This window comes from Polyangium sp. y55x31, from assembly GCF_029946505.1.
Classification (GTDB): Bacteria; Myxococcota_A; Polyangia; order Polyangiales; family Polyangiaceae; genus Polyangium.
Genome location: NZ_JARZHG010000035.1, coordinates 35,818 through 54,758 on the forward strand (window position 1 = coordinate 35,818; position 18,941 = coordinate 54,758).

13 protein-coding genes are annotated in these 18,941 nt (G+C 68.7%); 10 read left to right on the plus strand and 3 right to left on the minus strand.

The window, feature by feature from the left end; all coding sequences use genetic code 11:
- Positions 1–35 precede the first annotated feature (35 nt).
- The 7 genes from gltB to QHF84_RS39140 all read left to right on the plus strand — a co-directional run bounded on the left by gltB (position 36) and on the right by QHF84_RS39140 (position 13,593).
- Entirely contained in the window at positions 36–4,649 is a 4,614-nt protein-coding gene (gltB, locus tag QHF84_RS39110) for a glutamate synthase large subunit (protein ID WP_281318656.1), read from the plus strand.
- Positions 4,642–6,075 carry a glutamate synthase subunit beta gene (locus QHF84_RS39115; protein WP_281318657.1) on the plus strand — a complete coding sequence of 478 codons (1,434 nt, stop codon included), beginning with the start codon at positions 4,642–4,644 and terminating at the stop codon, positions 6,073–6,075. The genes gltB and QHF84_RS39115 overlap by 8 nt, the downstream gene beginning before the upstream one ends.
- Before the next feature lie 21 nt (positions 6,076–6,096).
- Positions 6,097–6,831: a glutathione S-transferase gene (locus tag QHF84_RS39120; RefSeq protein ID WP_281318658.1), complete on the plus strand. Its 735-nt coding sequence runs from the start codon at positions 6,097–6,099 to the stop codon at positions 6,829–6,831.
- 114 nt (positions 6,832–6,945) lie between these two features.
- Positions 6,946–9,186 (plus strand): PAS domain S-box protein, encoded by a 2,241-nt coding sequence (locus QHF84_RS39125; RefSeq protein WP_281318659.1) that lies wholly within the window; start codon positions 6,946–6,948, stop codon positions 9,184–9,186.
- A gap of 45 nt (positions 9,187–9,231) precedes the next feature.
- On the plus strand, positions 9,232–10,179 hold the full coding sequence (locus tag QHF84_RS39130; RefSeq protein WP_281318660.1) for a D-2-hydroxyacid dehydrogenase family protein: 948 nt from the start codon (positions 9,232–9,234) through the stop codon (positions 10,177–10,179).
- Between the two features lie 30 nt (positions 10,180–10,209).
- A complete protein-coding gene (locus QHF84_RS39135) occupies positions 10,210–12,108 on the plus strand; it encodes a carboxypeptidase regulatory-like domain-containing protein (RefSeq protein WP_281318661.1) in 1,899 nt (632 codons plus the stop codon).
- A 57-nt stretch (positions 12,109–12,165) separates the two neighbouring features.
- Entirely contained in the window at positions 12,166–13,593 is a 1,428-nt protein-coding gene (locus QHF84_RS39140; RefSeq protein ID WP_281318662.1) for a hypothetical protein, read from the plus strand.
- 14 nt (positions 13,594–13,607) lie between these two features.
- Here the strand turns inward: QHF84_RS39140 and QHF84_RS39145 are convergent, their stop codons facing one another.
- Positions 13,608–14,048, minus strand: coding sequence for a DUF2267 domain-containing protein (locus QHF84_RS39145; RefSeq protein ID WP_281318663.1), 441 nt, complete (start codon positions 14,046–14,048; stop codon positions 13,608–13,610).
- Positions 14,049–14,450: 402 nt separating this feature from the next.
- Here QHF84_RS39145 and QHF84_RS39150 point away from each other — a divergent pair, with 402 nt between their 5' ends.
- Positions 14,451–14,849 (plus strand): MmcQ/YjbR family DNA-binding protein, encoded by a 399-nt coding sequence (locus QHF84_RS39150; RefSeq protein WP_281318664.1) that lies wholly within the window; start codon positions 14,451–14,453, stop codon positions 14,847–14,849.
- A gap of 6 nt (positions 14,850–14,855) precedes the next feature.
- On the opposite strand, the gene QHF84_RS39155 is transcribed toward QHF84_RS39150, so the two are convergent.
- Together QHF84_RS39155 and QHF84_RS39160 are read right to left on the minus strand one after the other, a co-directional pair.
- Positions 14,856–15,896 carry an STAS domain-containing protein gene (locus tag QHF84_RS39155; protein WP_281318665.1) on the minus strand — a complete coding sequence of 347 codons (1,041 nt, stop codon included), beginning with the start codon at positions 15,894–15,896 and terminating at the stop codon, positions 14,856–14,858.
- 610 nt (positions 15,897–16,506) lie between these two features.
- Positions 16,507–17,103: an SMI1/KNR4 family protein gene (locus QHF84_RS39160; RefSeq protein WP_281318666.1), complete on the minus strand. Its 597-nt coding sequence runs from the start codon at positions 17,101–17,103 to the stop codon at positions 16,507–16,509.
- A gap of 94 nt (positions 17,104–17,197) precedes the next feature.
- On the opposite strand from QHF84_RS39160, the gene QHF84_RS39165 reads away from it, so the two are divergent.
- Positions 17,198–17,851, plus strand: a complete 654-nt coding sequence (locus tag QHF84_RS39165) for a hypothetical protein (protein ID WP_281318667.1) — start codon at positions 17,198–17,200, stop codon at positions 17,849–17,851.
- 227 nt (positions 17,852–18,078) lie between these two features.
- Positions 18,079–18,939: a hypothetical protein gene (locus QHF84_RS39170; RefSeq protein ID WP_281318668.1), complete on the plus strand. Its 861-nt coding sequence runs from the start codon at positions 18,079–18,081 to the stop codon at positions 18,937–18,939.
- The last annotated feature ends 2 nt before the right edge of the window (positions 18,940–18,941 follow it).

The window sequence follows — 18,941 nt, forward strand, 5'->3', positions numbered from 1 at the left end:
TGCTTCGACCGCCGATCGCCGTACGATCGTAGGCTGTGAAGCATCAGGCGCCGCCGCCCCGCCAGGGCCTCTACGACCCGCGCAACGAGCACGACGCGTGCGGGCTCGGGTTCATCGCTCACATCAAGGACAAGAAGAGCCACGCGATCGTCGCGCAAGGCCTCGAGATCCTGAAGAACCTGACCCACCGCGGCGCCACCGGCGCAGACCCTCTGCAAGGCGACGGCGCGGGCATCCTGCTGCAGATCCCGCACGCGTTCTTCGTGCGCGAGTGCGCGCTCTCCGGCATCACGCTGCCCGAGCCCGGCGAGTACGGCGTGGGCATGATGTTCCTGCCGCAAGACCCGGCTGCGCGCGCGGCCTGCGAGCACGAGGTCGTGCGCGCCATCGTCGCCGAAGGTCAGGAGGTCCTCGGCTGGCGCGACGTGCCCGTGGACAACACCGGCCTCGGCGAGGGCGTCAAAGCGAGCGAGCCCGTCATCCGGCAAGTCTTCGTGGCGCGCGGCCTCTCCACCCCGGACGTCGAGGCCTTCGAGCGCAAGCTCTACATCATCCGCAAGCGCGCGGGCCACGCCATCCGCGCGCTCCGGATCTCGCGCGCCGGGCAGTTCTACGTGCCTTCGTTTTCAGCGCGGACGATCGTGTACAAGGGCATGCTCCTCGCGCATCAGGTCGGCGAGTTCTACGTGGACCTGAAGGACAAGGCGGTCGAGTCCGCGCTCGCCATGGTGCACCAGCGCTTCTCGACGAACACGTTCCCCTCGTGGGATCTCGCGCATCCGTTCCGGCTCATCGCGCACAACGGCGAGATCAACACGCTGCGCGGCAACGTGAACTGGATCCGCGCCCGCCAGCAGAACATCGCCTCGAAGCTGCTCGGCGACGGCCTGCAGAAGATCTGGCCGCTCATCTACGACGGGCAGTCGGACTCGGCCTCGTTCGACAACGCGCTCGAGCTGCTCTACTTCGGCGGCTATTCGCTGGCGCACGCGATGATGCTGATGATCCCGGAGGCGTGGGCCACGAACCCGCTGATGGACGAGCGAAGGCGCGCGTTCTACGAGTACCACGCGGCGCTCATGGAGCCCTGGGACGGGCCCGCGGCGATCGCGTTCACGGACGGTCGGCAGATCGGCGCGACGCTCGATCGGAACGGCCTCCGGCCCGCGCGGTATCTGCTCACGGACGACGACTACGTGATCCTCGCCTCCGAGGCGGGCGTGCTCGACATTCCGGAGCGCAAGATCGTCAAGAAATGGCGCCTGCAGCCGGGAAAGATGCTGCTCATCGATCTCGCCGAGGGGCGCATCATCGACGATCAAGAGCTCAAGACGAAGCTCGCGAAGCACAGGCCCTACCAGAAGTGGCTCGATCGCACGCAGCTCCGGCTCGAGAACATCCCGATGCCGGACTACGTGCCGGTGCCCGACAGCGACAAGCTGCTCGATCGGCAGCAGGCGTTCGGCTACACGCAGGAGGATCTCCGCCTCGTGATGGCGCCGATGGCGACGTCGGGCGAGGAGGCGATCGGTTCGATGGGCGACGACACGCCGCTCGCCGTGCTCTCCGATCGGGCGAAGCCGCTCTACGGCTACTTCCGGCAGCTCTTCGCGCAGGTGACGAACCCGCCGATCGATCCGATCCGCGAGGAGACCGTGATGTCGCTCGTCTCGTTCATCGGGCCGCGGCCGAACATACTCGCCCTCGACGAGAGCGGGCCGAACATGCGGCTCGAAGTGCACCTGCCCATTCTCACGTTCGAGGACATGGAGAAGCTGCACCGCGCCGAGGAGCTCACGAAAGGGCATTTTCGGTCGGTGGTCTTGTCGATCTGTTACCCGGCTGCGTGGGGCGCGGACGGGATGGAGGCGGCCCTCGCCAAGCTCTGCGCGGACGCCGAGGACGTGGTGCGCGGCGGCGGGGTGAACATCCTGATCCTGTCGGATCGGGACGTCGACGAGGGCCACATCGCGATCCCGGCGCTGCTCGCGGTGAGCGACGTGCACCAGCACCTCGTGCGCGCGGGCCTGCGGACGCGGACGGGGCTCGTGGTCGAGACGGGATCGGCGCGCGAGGTGCACCATTTCGCGCTGCTCGCGGGCTACGGCGCCGAGGCGATCCACCCGAACCTCGCGTTCGCCACGCTCGCCACGCTCGGGGATCTCTTGCCGCGCGGGATGACGCATCAGGAGGCGTGCGCGCGGTACATCAAGGCGATCGCGAAGGGCCTGCTCAAGGTCATGTCCAAGATGGGCATCTCGACCTACCAGTCCTATTGCGGCGCGCAGATCTTCGAGGCGGTCGGGCTCTCCTCGGCCTTCGTGGACCGATATTTCACGGGCACGGCGACGGTCATCGAGGGCGTGGGCTTGCAGGAGATCGCCGAGGAGACCGTGCGCTTGCATCGGCGCGCCTACAGCGACGCGCTGATCTACCGGAACACGCTCGACGCCGGCGGCGACTACGCCTACCGCACGCGCGGCGAGGCCCACATGTGGACGCCCGACGCGATCGCGAAGCTCCAGCACGCGACGCGACAGAACAACCCCGCGACGTACGAGGAATACGCGCGGCTCGTCAACGATCAGAGCGAGCGGCTGATGACGCTCCGCGGATTGTTCGAGATCAAAGAATCGGAGCACCCGATCCCGCTCTCCGAGGTGGAGCCGGCATCCGAGATCGTGAAGCGTTTCTCCACGGGCGCGATGTCGCTCGGCTCGATCTCGCAGGCCGCGCACACGACGCTGGCGATCGCGATGAACCGGATCGGCGGCAAGTCGAACACCGGCGAGGGCGGCGAGGATCCGGCGCGGTACGTGCCCTTGCCGAACGGCGACTCGATGCGCTCGGCGATCAAGCAGGTGGCCGCGGGTCGCTTCGGCGTGACGACGGAGTACCTCGTCAACGCCGACGACATCCAGATCAAGATGGCCCAGGGCGCCAAACCCGGCGAAGGCGGGCAGCTCCCGGGGCACAAGGTGTCGAAGTACATCGCGCAGATCCGGCACTCCGTGCCCGGCGTGGGCCTGATCTCGCCGCCGCCGCATCACGACATCTACTCGATCGAGGACCTCGCCCAGCTCATTCACGACCTCAAGAACGTGAATCCGAAGGCGCGCATCAGCGTGAAGCTCGTGTCCGAGATCGGCGTGGGCACGGTGGCCGCGGGCGTGGCCAAGGCGCACGCGGATCACGTGACGATCTCGGGGCACGACGGCGGCACGGGCGCCTCGCCGCTCTCGTCGATCAAGCACGCGGGCGGGCCGTGGGAGCTCGGCCTCGCCGAGACGCAGCAGACGCTCGTCCTGAACCGGCTGCGCGGTCGCATCGCGGTGCAGGCCGACGGGCAGATGAAGACGGGCAGGGACGTCGTGATCGCGGCCCTGCTCGGCGCGGACGAGATGGGCTTCGCCACGGCGCCGCTCGTGGTGGAGGGCTGCATCATGATGCGCAAATGCCACCTCAACACGTGCCCCGTCGGCATCGCCACGCAGGATCCGGAGCTCGTGAAGCGGTTCGCGGGGCAGCCCGAGCACGTGGTCAATTACTTCTTCTTCGTGGCCGAGGAGGTGCGCGCGTACATGGCCCGGATGGGCTTCCGCACCTTCGCGGAAATGGTCGGGCGCTCCGACAAACTCGATATGCGGCGCGGGATCGCGCACTGGAAGGCGAAGGGGCTCGATTTTTCGCGGGTGTTTTACCGGCCCGAGGCCACGTCCGATGTCTCGATCCGCTGGACGGAGCGGCAGGATCACAGCCTGGAGCACGTGCTGGATCATCGGCTCATCGACGAGGCGCTTCCGGCGCTCGTCAACCAGGTGCCGGTCGCGTTCGACGTGCCGATCCGCAACATCCACCGCGCGACCGGGGCAATGCTCTCCGGCGAGGTCGCGCGGCGGTACGGGCACGCGGGGCTCGCGGACGACACGATACGGATCCGCGCCCGCGGGACGGCCGGCGGCAGCTTCGGCGCGTTCCTCGCGAAGGGGATCACGCTGGAGCTCGAAGGGCAGGCGAACGATTACGTCGGAAAAGGTTTGTCCGGCGGCCGGATCATCGCGTATCCGCCGCGCGATTGCCCGATCGTTCCGGAGGAGAACATCATCGTCGGAAACACCGTGCTGTACGGCGCGATCTGCGGCGAGGTGTATTTCCGCGGCGTCGCGGGCGAGAGGTTTGCGGTGCGGAACTCCGGCGCGACGGCGGTCGTCGAGGGGATCGGCGATCACGGGTGTGAATACATGACCGGAGGCACCGTGGTCGTGCTCGGAAAGACCGGGCGCAACTTCGCGGCCGGCATGAGCGGCGGCGTGGCCTACGTGCTCGACATGACCGGGGATTTCCGATTGAGGTGTAACCTCTCGATGGTGAACCTCGAGCCCGTGCAAGACGCGGAGCACATGCCTGAGGGGGCGGTCCGGCACCTCGGGCGCGCGGACGCGGAGATCGTCCAGAGCCTGCTGGAAAAGCATTTCTTCTACACGGGCAGCGCGCGGGCGCGGGCGATCCTGGACGATTTTCACGCGTACCGGGCGCATTTCGTGAAAGTGATGCCGCACGAATACCGCCGCGCGCTCGCCGACCGCGCGGCCGAGGAGGCCGCGAAGGCCGCTGCCGCGGTGGTGACGGAGGTCGTGGCCCATGGGTAAGGTGAAAGGCTTCCTCGAGATCCAGCGCAAGGAGCCCGAGGTCGTGCCGGTGCCGCTGCGTATCCAGCGGTACGAGGAGCTCGTCCTGCCGATGGCGCCCGTCGAGGTGAGCCAGCAGGGCGCGCGGTGCATGGATTGCGGGATTCCGTTTTGCCACAACGGCTGCCCCGTGAACAACCTCATCCCGGACTGGAACGACCTCGTCTACCGCGGAAACTGGCGCCACGCGCTCGAGGTGCTCCATTCGACGAACAACTTCCCCGAATTCACCGGTCGTGTCTGTCCCGCGCCGTGTGAGGCGGCCTGTACGTTGAACATCAACGATCAGCCGGTGACCATCAAGACGATCGAGCAATCGATCGTCGACCGGGGCTGGGACGAGGGCTGGATCGTGCCGCAGCCCCCGAGCCACAAGACGGGCAAACGCGTCGCGGTGGTGGGCTCGGGGCCGGCGGGGCTCGCGTGCGCGCAGGAGCTCGCGCGGGCCGGGCACGAGGTCACGGTGTTCGAGAAGAACGATCGAATCGGGGGGCTGCTCCGTTATGGAATCCCCGATTTCAAGCTGGAGAAGCGGCACGTCGATCGCAGGCTCGATCAGATGCGGGCCGAGGGCGTGGTGTTCCGGACGGGCGTGCACGTGGGCGTGACAATGCCGGCGAAGGAGCTCCTCTCTGGGTTCGACGCGGTCGTGCTCGCGGGCGGCTCGGAGGCGCCGCGGCCGCTCGAGGTGCCGGGGCGCGACCTCGACGGGATCCATTACGCGATGGATTACCTGACGCAGCAGAACAAGCGGATCGCCGGGGACGACGTGCCGGGGCAGATCCTCGCGACGGACAAGCACGTGGTCGTGCTGGGCGGCGGCGACACCGGGTCGGATTGCATCGGCACGTCGGTGCGGCAAGGCGCGCGATCCGTCACGAACTTCGAGCTCATGCCGGAGCCCCCGGCCAAGGAGGACAAACCCCTCACGTGGCCGTACTGGCCGATGAAGCTGCGCACGTCGAGCTCGCACGCGGAGGGCTGCACCCGCGACTTCGCCATCGCGACGAAAGGTTTTTCCGGCAAGAACGGGAAGGTCGAGGTGCTGCACGCCGTGCGGCTCGACTGGAGAAAGGATGCGACCGGCGTCCTGCGGGCCGAGGAGATTCCGGGCTCCGCATTCGACGTCCCGGCGGATCTGGTGCTGCTCGCGCTCGGATACCTGCACCCGGTGCGCAAAGGGATGCTGGAGGAGCTCGGGGTGGCGCTCGACCCGCGCGGAAACGTGAAGGCCGACATGAACAGGTACCGCACCTCGAATCCGAAGGTCTTTGCGGCCGGGGACATGCGTCGTGGTCAATCGCTGGTCGTGTGGGCGATCCGCGAGGGGCGCGATGCGGCGCGGGCGGTGGATGCCCATTTGCGGCAGCATTCGAACGGGCCCTGACGCCGTGATACCTTGCGCCGGATGAAGGCGCGTTACGAGCTGTATTACTGGCCGTCGATCCAGGGGCGCGGGGAGTTCGTCCGGCTCGCGTTCGAGGAGGCGGGCGTCCCGTACGTCGACGTGGCCCGCTTGCCCGCGAAGAAGGGCGGCGGCGTCCGCGTGATGATGAAGCTCCTCGAAGGCGGGGGCCGCGGGCTCGTGCCGTTCGCGCCGCCGTTCCTCAAGGTGGGGGATTTTCTGCTCGGGCACACGGCGAACATCCTGCTCTACCTCGGCCCGCGGCTCGGGCTCGTCCCCGACGACGAGGAGAGCCGGCTCTCCGCGCATCAGCTCGAGCTCTCGGTCACCGATTTCGTCGCCGAGATCCACGACACGCACCACCCGATCGCGGGCAGCCTTTATTACGAGGACCAAAAGACCGCGGCGAAGAAGCGCGCGACGCTCTTCCGGAAGGAGCGACTGCCCAGGTTCCTCGGGTATTTCGAGCAGGCGCTCGCCCGGAACGGGGGCGCACATTTCATCGGATCCGCCCTGTCGTACGTCGACCTCTCGGTGTTCCAGGTGATCGAGGGCCTGCGATACGCCTTCCCGAACGCCATGGCGCGCGCCGAACGAAGCACGCCGAAGCTTTTGGCGCTCGCGGACGCCGTGGCCGCGCGCCCCCGGATCGCGGCCTATCTCGCGTCCCCGCGGCGGCTGCCCTTCTCCGAAGAGGATATTTTCCGGCATTACCCGGAACTCGACGCGAAGCGGTGAAGCGCGCCCGAGCGCCCGAGACGGCGCTTGTTTTGCCGGCCGATCGGTGGTGGGCTAGAAGACGCTGAGGCGACGAGGAGCCGAGCAGGAATCCTTGGGGTGAGCAGCGGGGGCATGACGGGAGGGGCGAGCACGGAGTCCGAGCGGCTCTACCGAAGCGTCTTCGAGCACGCGTTCGACGGGATCCTCGTCGCGGACGACGAGGGGCACCTGGTCGACGTGAACCCGCGCGCCTGCGAGCTTTTGCGCGCCCCTCGTGACGAACTCTTGCGATGGACCGTGTTCGATCTCGGGCCCCCCGAGGTCGCGGCGAAGCTCCGGGAGGCGTGGCCGGCGTTCCTCGAAGCCGGGCGCTGGAAGGCCGAGGGGCCGTTCCGGCGCGCCGACGGGACCACGTTCGTCGGCGAGTTCGCGGCGCAGGCCCATTTCATGCCGGGCAGGCACCTGTCGATCCTGCGCGACGTCAGCGCGCGAAAGCAATCCGAGGAGGCGCTGCGCCTGAGCGAGCAGCGCCTCGCCCGCGCCCAGCGGATCGCCCGGATCGGGAGCTGGGAGTGGGTGGCCGCGACGGACGAGACGACCTGGTCGGACGAGTGTTTCCGTCTCTTCGGCCTACCCCCCGCGGATGAAAAGAAATCCTACGCGGATTTCCTCGCGTTCGTGCACCCGGACGACCGCGCGCGCGTGCACGAAGCGGTGCAACGAGCCCTCGGCGGGACGTGTACGTATTCGATCGATCACCGCATCTTCCCCGCCGACGGGGTCGAGCGGATCGTGCACGCGGAGGGCGACGTGATCCGCGACGAGGCGGGGCACATCATCGGCATGACCGGGACGGTGCAGGACGTGACCGCGCAACGAAAGGCGGAGACGGCGCTCCAGAAGAGCGAGCTCCTCTTCCGGCAGGTGCTCGAGACGTTGCCGGTCGGGGTATGGGTCGCCGACGAGCACGGCAAGTACGTCCTGGCAAACCCCGCGGCGAAGCGCATCTGGGGCGAATCGATGGCCGCCGGGCCGGAGAGGTCCGGCGCGTTCAAGGCGTGGTGGGTCGATACGGGCGAGGAGGTGAAGCCCGACGAATGGGCGCTCGCCCGCGCGGTGCGGACGGGCGAGACCGCGGTGAACGAGCTCGTCGAGATCGAGGCCTTCGACGGGCCCCACAAGATCGTGCTGAACTCGGCGGCGCCCGTGCGGGATCCGGAGGGGCGGATCCTCGGGGCGTTCGGGATCAACGACGACGTGACCGAGCAGCACAGGCTCGAAGCGGAGCGCGAGGAGCTCGTCCGCGCCTTGTCGACCGAGCGGCGCTGGCTCCGGACCGTGATCGACCGCTCGCCGATCGGGATCGTGCTCTGCGAGAACCCCCGGGGTCCGCGGTTCATCCTGAACCGGAGGGCCGAGGAGCTGCTCGGGGTGGACGGGCCGCTGGCGGACGTGCTCGGCCTGCTGCGGCGGAGGCTCTGCTTGCCGGACGGCACGTCCGTGCCGAACGGGGATCTGTCGATCGAGCGGGGCATGCGCGGCGAGGTGGTGAGCGGGCGGGAGATGATCATTCGTATCCCGGGCAAACCCGACGTGCCGATCCTGACGAATGCGTCGCCCATTCACAGCGAGGAGGGGCACATCCTCGGGGCCGTCGTGACGTACGAGGACATCACGCCGCTGAAGGAGCTCGAACGATTGCGGCAGGAATGGACCAGCGTGGTGGCCCATGACCTGCGCCAGCCGGTCACGACCATCATGACGCTCGCGGGGATGCTGGCGCGCTCGCCGGACCCCACGGCGCGGCGCCGCGCGGAGCGAATCGTGGCGAGCACGGAGCGGCTCGAGCGGATGATCGGTGATCTGCTCGATCTGTCGCGGATCGAGGCCCACCGGCTGGAGCTCGTGCGCGCGCCGACCGACATCGCGGCGCTGCTCGAACACGTCATCGAGGCGACCGAGGCCCGCGATCGCGTCGCGCTTTGCATCCGCGACGAGCTGCCCGCGGTCCCCGCGGATGCGCAGCGGATCGAGCAGGTCGTGGAGAACCTGCTCTCGAATGCGCTCAAATACGGCACGCCCGGCACGCCGATCGAGATTGTCGCGGAGAGGCGCGGCGCCGAGATCGTGGTGTCGGTGCGCAATCGAGGGCCGGGGATCACGGCCGAGGACATGCGCGCCCTGTTCGAGCGATTCCAGCGGGGGCGCGCGCGGGGCGGAACGATCAAGGGGCTCGGGCTCGGGCTTTACATCGTGCGAGGGCTCGTGGAGGCGCACGGGGGGCGGGTCGAGGCCGAGAGTATCCCCGGGGAGACCACCACGTTTTCGTTTTCCCTGCCCGTCCTCGGGACCGAGGGCGCGGAGGCGGGGTGACGTCCTGCTGGACATCACCCGGGCAAAACCCTGACCATGCCGCGCATGAAGATCGCCCTTCTCGACGACTACCTGCGGGTGGCGGAGAGCCTCGCGGACTTTCGCCGCCTGCCGCCCGGCAGCGAGCTCGTGGTGTTCGACCGGCCCATCACCGATCGGGACGCGCTCATCGCCGCGCTCCGGCCGTTCGACGTGATCGTCCTCATGCGGGAGCGCACGCCGTTTCCGGCGTCCGTCATCGAGAACCTGCCGAACCTGCGGCTGCTCGTGACGACGGGCGGGCGAAATGCGGCGATCGACCTCGAAGCTTGCCGTGCGCGTAAGATCCCGGTCTCGGGCACGGGCTCGGTCGGCACGCCGACGGCGGAGCTCACCTGGGGCCTCATCCTGGCGCTCGTGAAGCGCATTCCGGCGGAAGACAGGGCGCTCCGCGCGGGGACCTGGCAGACGGGGCTGACCGAGGGGCTCGCGGGCAAACGCCTCGGCCTGGTCGGGCTCGGGAAGCTCGGAACCCAGGTCGCGCGGGTGGGGCAGGCGTTCGGGATGGAGATCGTGGCCTGGAGCCAGAACCTCGACGAGACGCGGGCCGCGGCGGCGGGGGCCAAACGGGTGGAAAAGGGCGAGCTCTTCGCGACGTCGGACGTCGTCAGCTTGCACCTCGTGCTCGGCGAGCGGACACGCGGGATCGTCGGCGCGGACGAGCTCTCCGCCATGAAAACCACGGCTTTTTTCGTCAACACGTCGCGCGCGGGCCTCGTGGACATGGACGCGCTGCTCGCCGCGCTGCGAGCCGAGCGGATCGCCGGGGCCGGGCTCGACGTGTTCCCGGAGGAGCCGCTGCCGGCGAACCACCCGCTGCTCGGCTTGGCGAACGTCGTCCTGACGCCGCACCTCGGCTACGTGACGCGGGAAAATTTTGCCGTGTTTTACCGGGACGCACTGGAGGACATCCTCGCGTGGCACCAAGGCGCGCCCCTCCGGCTCCTCTCCTGACATTCGCGTCGAGGCGCGTAGGATAGGCGCATGTCGCAGCCGAACCGGCTCGTGCGCCCGATCCTGATCATCGTCGTCATCGCGCTCGTCGCGCTCCTGCTCTCGCGCCTCGGCGGCAAGGGCTCCGAGGGGTCGGCCTCGCCCCCGGCCCCGAGCGCGAACGCCGCGCCCGCGCCCCGCGCCCGCACCTCCCGCGCCCTCGCCGAGCGCCCCGGCCCGCTGCGCCTCCCGGGCGGCGAGGTCGCCGTCGACGAGACCCGCCGCGCCGGCGCCTTCTCCGGCCGCGTCATCGCCGCCCGCACCGGCGCGCCCATCACTTCCGCCACGCTCACCTTCGACCAGGAGGGCGTGGCCCGCGCCGTCACCTCGGGCCCGGACGGCACCTTCCTCTTCGAGCCCCCGGCGCCCGGCGTCTACGCGCTGGCGATGGTGGCCGCCAAGGGCTTCCACCCGTTCGCCCCGGCGTGGGGCGAGAGCCCCATCACGCTGATCGCCCGCGCCGGCGAGGTCGTCCGCGGCCTGACCATCACCCTCGAACCCGAGCGGCGCTTCGAGGGCCTGGTCCTCACGCCCGCCGGCGAGCCCGCGCCCAAGGCCGAGGTGCGCATCCTCGAAGCCCCCGGCGGCGAGGCCAGCGCGGGCGGGCGGTTCGTCGCCGACGACAAGGGCGCCTTCACGTTCAGCGCGCCCGACGACGCCCTGCTCGAAGCGACGCACCCGGATCACGCGCCCGCCCGGGCGCGCCTCGACATGGGCGCGCAGGCGAGCGGCCGGGTGACCCTGCGGCTGCGGCCGAAAGGCGAGGCCCTCGTGCTCGCGTCCATCGCCGGCGTGGTCGTCGACGCGGCCGGCGCGCCCGTCCCGTTCGCGAGCGTCAGCGCCCGCTTCCACCGCGACATCGTCCGAGACGACGACCTCCACCCCGGCGCGAGCGCCACCACCGACGAGCGCGGCGCCTTCACGCTGGAAGGCCTCGACCCGGGCACGTACGAGCTCACGGCCCGCGAAGGCGCGCGGATCGCCCGCGCCGAGGGCGTCGCGGCCGGCGCCGAGGGCGTCACCCTCCGCCTCGCCGCGACCGGCCGCATCCGCGGCACCGTCCGCGGCGGGACCACCGGCGCGCCCGTCGCCTCGTTCTCCGTCGTCGCCGCGCGCCACCGCGGCCCCCTCGAGCGCGAGTACTCCGCCGCCACCTCGTTCTTCGACGCCACCGGCGCCTACGAAATCGGCGACCTCCTCCCCGGCACGTACGCCGTCACCGCGGCGGGCCTCGGCCATGCCCCCTCGGCGACCGTCGACGTCACCGTCCCGGCGGGCGGCGAGGCCACGGCGAATCTCGTCCTCCGCGCCGGCGGCCGCCTCCACGGCGTCGTCGTCGAGGACGGCACGAACCAGCCCATCGAGGGCGCGCGTATCACCATCGAAGGCCTCCTCGGCGCGGGCGCGGGCCCGGTCCCCGTCGTCGCCGACGCGACCACCGACGCCTCCGGCCGCTTCTCGCTCCTTGGCCTCGCCGAGGGCGCGCGCTCGGTCGCGGCGATGGCGCCCGGGCATCACGGCCGCGTCCTCTCCGGCCTCGTGGTGACGGAGGGCGGCGAGATCGGACCGGTCGAGATCTCCCTCGCCAAGCTGAAGGACGGCGAGGAGCCCCGCGTGGAGCTCACGGGCATCGGTGCGGTCCTCGGCCCGAAGGGCGACGCGCTCGTGATTGGCCAGGTCCTTCCCGGCGGCGGCGCCGCAAACGCGGGGCTCGGCCCCGGGGACGCGATTGTCGCCATCGACGGCGCCCCGATCGTCGAGCTCGGCTTCGAGGCCGCCGTGCAGCGCATCCGTGGCCCCGAGGGCAGCCTGGTCAAGCTCTCGGTGCGCCGCGGCGGCACGGGCGAGGCCACCGACGTCGCCGTGCGCCGGACGCGCGTCCGCGGCTAGCAATCATCGGAACGATACTCCTATTTCTGTAGGTGAAAGGTACGCTACGATGGCTCCATGACGAGACCTCGATTCTTCCTTGTCGCCCCGCTGTTCGTCCTCGGCTGCTCGGAGACGGTCCAGGAGATTCCCCCGCCCGATCCCGTGCCGACCTCCGCGTGCGCCGAGTCGCTCGACCTCGTGTTCGGCGCCGCCGAGGCGCGCACCCCTCTCGGAGGCCTCTCCGTCGCTGTCGATGGCGCGTGCAACACCATCCTCGCCGGCACGACGCAAGTCGCGATCGATTTTGGCGGCGGCGCCCTCGGCAGCGTCGACGCGCCCTTTGCCTTCGTCGTGAAATTCGACGCCAGCGGCAAACACGTCTGGAGCCGCGAGCTCCCGGAAGGCGCTTCGTTCGAAGGAAAAAATGTCCTCGCCGTCGACGACCAGGGCTCGATTCTCCTCGCCGGGAGCTTGTCCGCCGACGTCGACCTCGGGGGAGGCCCGCTCGGCGGCGAATACGAGCGCGCGAACCACCCGTTTCTGCTGCGGCTCGACGCGGACGGTAACCACGTCTCGAGCCGCCGCCTCCCGGGCAACCTGCCGGCCGACGTCAATTACAGCGGGGGGTTCCACCGCGTCGTGGAGGACGTCACGTTCGACGCCGAAGGCAACTTCGTGATCGCCGGCAGGTTCATCGGCGATCTCGATCTCGGCGGGGTCACGTTGACGAGCGTGCCCCAGACCTGGGACGAATTCTTCACGAACTACAAGCCCGACGTGTTCATCGCCAAATACGACACGAAGGGAGAGCTCGTCTGGGCCAAGAGCTACGGCGGCGACGCCATCGATCTCCCAGCGGGCCTCGACGTGACCCCGGACGGCGACACCGTCCTCGCCTACAATCAAACCAGCATCGTCGAGACCGCCGGGGAGCCGACAGGCTTGCACGTGAAGAGATTCTCGCCGTCCGGCGAGGTCGTCTGGAGCAAGGTCTTCTCGGACTCGGGCCTGGGCGGCATGGGCGGCAGCCTGGCGGTGACGGACGACGGCGGCCTCGTCCTCGGCGGGGAGGGGAGGCTCGTCTTCGACGGCATTGGCACCTACGAGCCGGCCTTCGTCGGCCGCCTCGATGCGGATGGAAAGCCCGTGCTCGGCGCCTCGGTCACGGGCAACGCGTCCGCCGTGGTCTCCGCCGTGGCCCCCGAAGGCAGCGCCGGCATCCGCGCCGTCGGCTGGTTCGAGGACACGCTGCTCGTGCACGGAAAAACCATGGCCGGATCAAACGGCGGGCTCGACGGGTTCGACGTGCACGTAGAATGGGACGAATCCGCGAACACCGTCTCGACCTTCGGCGCCGAAGCAGACGAGCTCGCCCTCGCAATGGCGCAGAGCAAAGAGGGCGACCGCGTGATCGTCGGCGTCGAGGGGCCGCTCGTCCACCCCTACGAGTCCCTCTCGCCCTATTCGCAGGGGACGCGCATCTTCCTGCGTCGTCGCAGGTAAAAGCCGAGCGCGCTTCAAGCAGCCGCGCGGCGCGGGCCCCAGAGCTCCCATAACTCCGACGGGAGCTGGCTGCGGACGTGCTCGATCTCCACCTGAGGGAGCACAGCGCGCACGCCTTGCAGGACGGCCCGCGCGACGAGCTCAGCCTCGCCGACGTCGATCTGCATGTGATCGGCGAGCAACTGCAAAAACTCCCCCCGATCGAACACATCACTCTGGAGCCCGCGATGCGTCGCGCACGGCTGCACGAGGGTCTGGAGCGCCTCGGGCAAGCAGCTCGCGAGATCCTGCGCCTCGCCCTTGCTCAGCCTTCGCGAGAGCACACAAAGCACCGCCGCAGCAGCCTCAGGCGTGCGTACCTTCTGCGGCAACCCACCGACCTGCTCGATATGCTCGACGATGCGCCGCGACACAGGATCGATCCGCGCGCCCCCCTGAGGTCTTTGGTTCGCCATGTGGCTCCTCCGTTCTCGTTGCTGTTGCAAAGGGGCAAGCGTGGTGCCCAGGGCAGAGGCGCCGCGCCGGGGCGCTGCCCCGGACCCCGCGGGGGCTGTCCGCCCCTCGACCCGGACCAGGCACGGCCTGGACCGAAGGCGGAAGAACTGCGCGATGCGCAGTTCTTCCGACGGGCCCGGTGGCAAGACCAGGGACGGGGTTGCCCGTCGAAGCGGTCCCGGTTGGCAGGGTCGTCCCTGGTCTTGACTCGGCCTGTTCGATGAACTGCGCGATGCGCAGTTCATCGACCCCGGGTCCAGCGCTTGCGCTGGTCCGGGTCCAGGGGTGGACAACCCCTGGTCGGGCCTGGGGCGAAGCCCCAGCGAAGCGCCTGCACGTCGAGCCGTGGTATCGTGCGGCGTATGAAGTGGGAGCAAGTCAGCGAGCTTGCGCGGGAGCTGCCCGAGGTCGTGGAAGACGTCTGGTGGCGGACCCCGGCGATGAAGGTCCGTGGCAAAGGTTTTTGTCGGTTGCGCGAGGAGGGCGATGTGGTCGTTTTCTTGACCGAGAGTGTCGATGAGCGGGAGTTTTTGATCGAGAATCGGCCCGATATTTATTTCGTCACCGACCATTACCGCGGCTATGCGGCCGTGCTGGCGCGGCTTCCGAAGCTCACGGTGGCCGAGTGCCGGCTGCGGCTCGAACGCGCTTGGCGGCTCAAGGCGCCGAAGGCCGTGCTCGAAGCGTTTGATGCGCCGGCGGAGGGGACGAAGGGCAAGGCGCGCGGGACGAAGGCGGGTGGAAAGGCGAAGGCTGGCTGAGCTGCGTCACTTCCCGCCTTGCCGGAGCCCGCGCAGGCAGTGCTGGAGGCCTTGGCGCAGGGTTGCGTGGGTCACGATGCCTCCGAGGTCCACGCCGAGTGTCACCATCGTCTGGGCGACGCTTGGCCGGATGCCTGTGATGATGCCCTCTGCGCCGAGCAGCCGCACGGCGCGGAGGAGGTCCAGCATGTAGCCGGCCGTTGCTGTGTCCACGGCTTCGACGCCCGTCAGGTCCAGCAAAATGAATTGCGAAGCCTTGTTCACCACCTCGGCGAGCAGGTTCGTCATCACCATGGCTGCGCGTGTCGAATCGACCACGCCGAGCAGCGGCAATGCCAGCACCTTGTCCCAGACTTCGATGATGGGCGTCGATAGCTCGCTGATCACGCGTTGCTGACGTTCGATTGTCGTGAGCCTCTCGCGTAGCTCCTGCTCGGCGTGCCGGGCCTCGGTGACGTCCATCGACACGAGCGAGACGAGCTCGACTTCGCCGGCTGCGTTTTTTAGTGGAAAGCACCAGTTTTGCCAGATGATGCCTCCGTACTCCCAGGAGACTTCCACGATCTCGCCGCCGAATGCGCGCGCGACGTAGGGCGCGCATGCGTGCTGGCCGAAGACCTCTTGGAAGCTCTGCCCGACGAACTGCCCGTCCTGGAGACCCAGTCCTTCGAGGGCTTTGCCTTCGTAATAGATGATGTAGCCTGCTTGATCGACGGCCCACATGGCCACGGGCGCCGTCGACAGGAGCACGCGCAGGATGGCCAGGCGGCGTGCGACGTCTGGATCCTTTCGAGGATCGATGATCCCGTCGCCGAGGAAGGCGGTGGGCTCGCGGCGCAACGACTGGGGGGCGCGCAAGTGACCGGTCGCGGGATCGACGACGTAGAGCGAGAGTGCGAGCCCACGCTCCACGATCGTGTTTGCTTGCTCCTCCGAAAGTCCGAATGCCAAGCATCCGGCGATCAGCCGTTCGCGCGGCGAGGGACCATGGGCATAGAGCAGCTTCGCGACTGCGGCCGCGTAAGCCGCCGCCTGGGTGTCCGTCATCGTCCCACCTTGCCCCAACCGCCCGCGTGAAATCAACGCGCACCCCTGTGTCCGCGGACGTTTCCGCGCCTTTTGGCGACCTGACATACGTGTCAGGTCGCGATTCCGTGCGGGCGCTGGACTTACCATGCGCGTCGGCGTTGTGCGCTGAGCGGGAGGGATGGCATACACGTATGTCATGTGACGAAGGTGTCCTCGCGGCGGTCCTGTCACGCGTGGCAGGCGCCTGCGGGGGTCGGGGCCTTGTGCTGACACACGTGACAGGGCCGGGACGAGGTCGGCTTGGCGGGCTGACACGTGTGGCGGGTGGCACGGGGAGAGCGGCGAATGCGGCTGCCACACGTGACACCAGGGAAGGGAGGTCGGCGAGGGCGCCTGACACACGTGACGGCTGGGATCCGGCCTCAGCTCCGCGCAGACCGCCGAGCGCCCCTACCCATCACTTCGTCTTCGATCGGCAACCCTGTCTCTGGTCTTGCCACCGGCCTGTGGGAAGAACTGCGCATTGCGCAGTTCTTCCCCAAATGGTCCAGCGCTTGCGCTGGTCCGGGTCGAGGGGCGGACAGGCCCCGCGGGGTCCGGGGCGGCGCCCCGGCGTGGCGCCTGCCCCTCACGGATCGCCGAGGAGATCGAGATACGGCCCGTCGTAGATGCCTGAATCGGCCAGATAGGTGAAGTGGCCGCTTTCGAGTGCGTCTGCGTATCGCTCGAGGAGCGTGGCGAGGTCGACGCTGCCGGTCGTGAAGGGGCCGCCTGCGACTTCCCATTTGATGATCTGCCCGACGCGGCCTGCGCGGGCTGGCGCGAGGTCGATGCAGTAGAGGTTGCCGCAGCCATCCTGGGCGATGGGGATCCAGGCCTCGTGCCACTTCACGGATCTTACGCGTGGGGTGCTTTGCTCGAAGACTTCGTGGTCGTCGAACTTCCCTTTCTTGCGCAGGGATTCGAGCCCGGCGCGCATCTTCCTCGATGCGGCCGCGCCGAGGCCTGCGTATTCGAAAATTGGCAGGCCATCGTGGACCTTCCACATTGCCACGAGCTCGGGCGGGAGCGGCTTGCCGAGGGCTTTCGCGAGCGCCTGCACGGAGACGTCACGGACGGGTGGGCGAAGCGCCTCTTCCAGGGCGTGTTTTTGCAACCAGGCCGCGACTCGCCGCGTCGCTGCGGCGGCCCGCTCGGAACGCTTGGAATCTTTTCGGGAAGCCATCGGCGCCGCCGTACTCCAGCTCCGCGGCTGCGACAAGCGCGTGACGGCGAGGAACTTGGTTTCCGCGGAGGGTTGGGCGATCCTCCTCGCTGCCATGCGCGCCCATGCTGCCTCCGCGGTGCTGCTCTCCTTCGCCGTCTTCCTCCCGGCTTGCGCCGGCTATACATCGGAGACGCGGCGGGCGGAGATATCGGGCGAGATTTCGAAGACGAACCAGGAGAGCTTTGGGCGCGCCTTCGAGGCGACGCTGCGCGCGCGTGGCGCGACGGCGCTCTCCGCCAAGGTCGAGACGCTCGTCACGCATGACCTCGAACGGTGCCTCTCTGCTTATCGTGATCTCACGCCGGCGCCGCCGGAGACGATCGAGATCCAGCGTGTCTCCGGCGGGAAGCTCATCGCGCCTTGCCACGCTTTCGCCGATGGGTTCCGCACGGGCGCTGCCGAGGCGACGACGGACGATGGCAAGCGTGTGCTCGTCGTCCGCGCGGGCACGGACGGCGTGCTGTATTCGCTCGCTACCACTGCCGACGGAAAGCTCCTCGTGCTCCGGCCGCGCCTCAACGTCGTCGATCGGCGTGTCGTGCGTGTGCCGGGCACATGCAATCGGATGCCGAGCCCCGCCCCCGACTTCATGCCGACGGAGAGCGCCTACCTGGTCGAGGGGCGTGCCCTCGATGCGGTCGAATATGTGGACGTCCCCTACGACGGCCTCGATGAGGACGTGCGGTGTGACGATTACGTGTATTGACGCGCCATGCCATGGCGCTTGGCTGGTAAGCCCATTGCCCATGCGGGGCTTGCTGTCGCCCGTCGTTCACGTGGTTCCATCACCCGGCGTTTACACAGCGAGCGAGCGGCTTGCTCCGCGTGGTGGGGTGTGACCTCGAAACACCCGGGCGCGAAAAGAAAGCTTCCACGTGGCAGGGGCCTTGCTTAAGCTCATGTACTTGCCTTCCTCGGCAAAGGAGACCTTCCATGCGTAAAAGCGGTATCCTCGGGCTCTTGGGCCTTGCCATCGGCCTCACGACGGCGCTCCCCGCGAGCGCGGGTGTCGATCAGTGCGGCAACATCCGTTTCGAGGGGCTTTCGAACTGCGAGGTGCGCGTCACGGCCGAGTGCACGGCCGGCTGTAGCGAGTTCGGCATCTACAAGACGGCGTGCGCAACGAAGCTCGTTCAGGTCTGCGGCAACCAATGTACGCTCTCGGCGGAGGCGACCTGCACGGACAGCTGCACCGTGCAGTGCAAGTCCGACTGCGACAACGGCGTCAACGTCATCTGCTCGCACAACTGCTTCGAAGAATGCACGACGAGGCGCGACACCGAGTGCGCAGCGAAATCCGACCCGGCGCAGTGCGCCGCGACCTGGGACGCGAACTGCGACAACGAGTGTGACGCCAAATGCGTGACGGTGGACGGCGGCTGTTATCAGCACTGCATCGAGTGCTGCGGCGGCTCGTGCACGGCCGACGCCAACATGGACTGCCAGTACAGTTGCCAGGACGTCGAGTTCGAGCAGTGCGAGCAGGAGTTCCGCGCGAACTGCGAGGCCTCGTGCACGGGCGACGGCGCGCTCTTCTGCGGCGGCGAGTACATCATCTCCGGCTCGCAGCTCCCGGCCTGCTTGCAGGCGCTCGCCGCGCAGGGCATCGAGGTGAAGGCCGAGGCGAGCGTGAGCATCGGCCCCGACGGCATCAATGGCAACATCGCCGCGGGCATCTGCTCCTACAGCCCGGGCGACAAGGCCAGCGTCGTCGGGCCGTTCGCCTTGTTCGCCGCGGCCACGGCGGGCTTCCTCTCGCGGCGCCGCAAGCGCGATTCGCGTTCGTCGCGGTGATC

Coding starts and splice junctions, on each gene's coding strand:
- QHF84_RS39115 (WP_281318657.1), top strand. CDS start 4,642: ATGGGTAAGGTGAAAGGCTTCCTCGAGATCCAGCGCAAGGAGCCCGAG.
- QHF84_RS39120 (WP_281318658.1), top strand. CDS start 6,097: ATGAAGGCGCGTTACGAGCTGTATTACTGGCCGTCGATCCAGGGGCGC.
- QHF84_RS39125 (WP_281318659.1), top strand. CDS start 6,946: ATGACGGGAGGGGCGAGCACGGAGTCCGAGCGGCTCTACCGAAGCGTC.
- QHF84_RS39130 (WP_281318660.1), top strand. CDS start 9,232: ATGAAGATCGCCCTTCTCGACGACTACCTGCGGGTGGCGGAGAGCCTC.
- QHF84_RS39135 (WP_281318661.1), top strand. CDS start 10,210: ATGTCGCAGCCGAACCGGCTCGTGCGCCCGATCCTGATCATCGTCGTC.
- QHF84_RS39140 (WP_281318662.1), top strand. CDS start 12,166: ATGACGAGACCTCGATTCTTCCTTGTCGCCCCGCTGTTCGTCCTCGGC.
- QHF84_RS39145 (WP_281318663.1), bottom strand. CDS start 14,048: ATGGCGAACCAAAGACCTCAGGGGGGCGCGCGGATCGATCCTGTGTCG.
- QHF84_RS39150 (WP_281318664.1), top strand. CDS start 14,451: ATGAAGTGGGAGCAAGTCAGCGAGCTTGCGCGGGAGCTGCCCGAGGTC.
- QHF84_RS39155 (WP_281318665.1), bottom strand. CDS start 15,896: ATGACGGACACCCAGGCGGCGGCTTACGCGGCCGCAGTCGCGAAGCTG.
- QHF84_RS39160 (WP_281318666.1), bottom strand. CDS start 17,103: ATGGCTTCCCGAAAAGATTCCAAGCGTTCCGAGCGGGCCGCCGCAGCG.
- QHF84_RS39165 (WP_281318667.1), top strand. CDS start 17,198: ATGCGCGCCCATGCTGCCTCCGCGGTGCTGCTCTCCTTCGCCGTCTTC.
- QHF84_RS39170 (WP_281318668.1), top strand. CDS start 18,079: ATGCGTAAAAGCGGTATCCTCGGGCTCTTGGGCCTTGCCATCGGCCTC.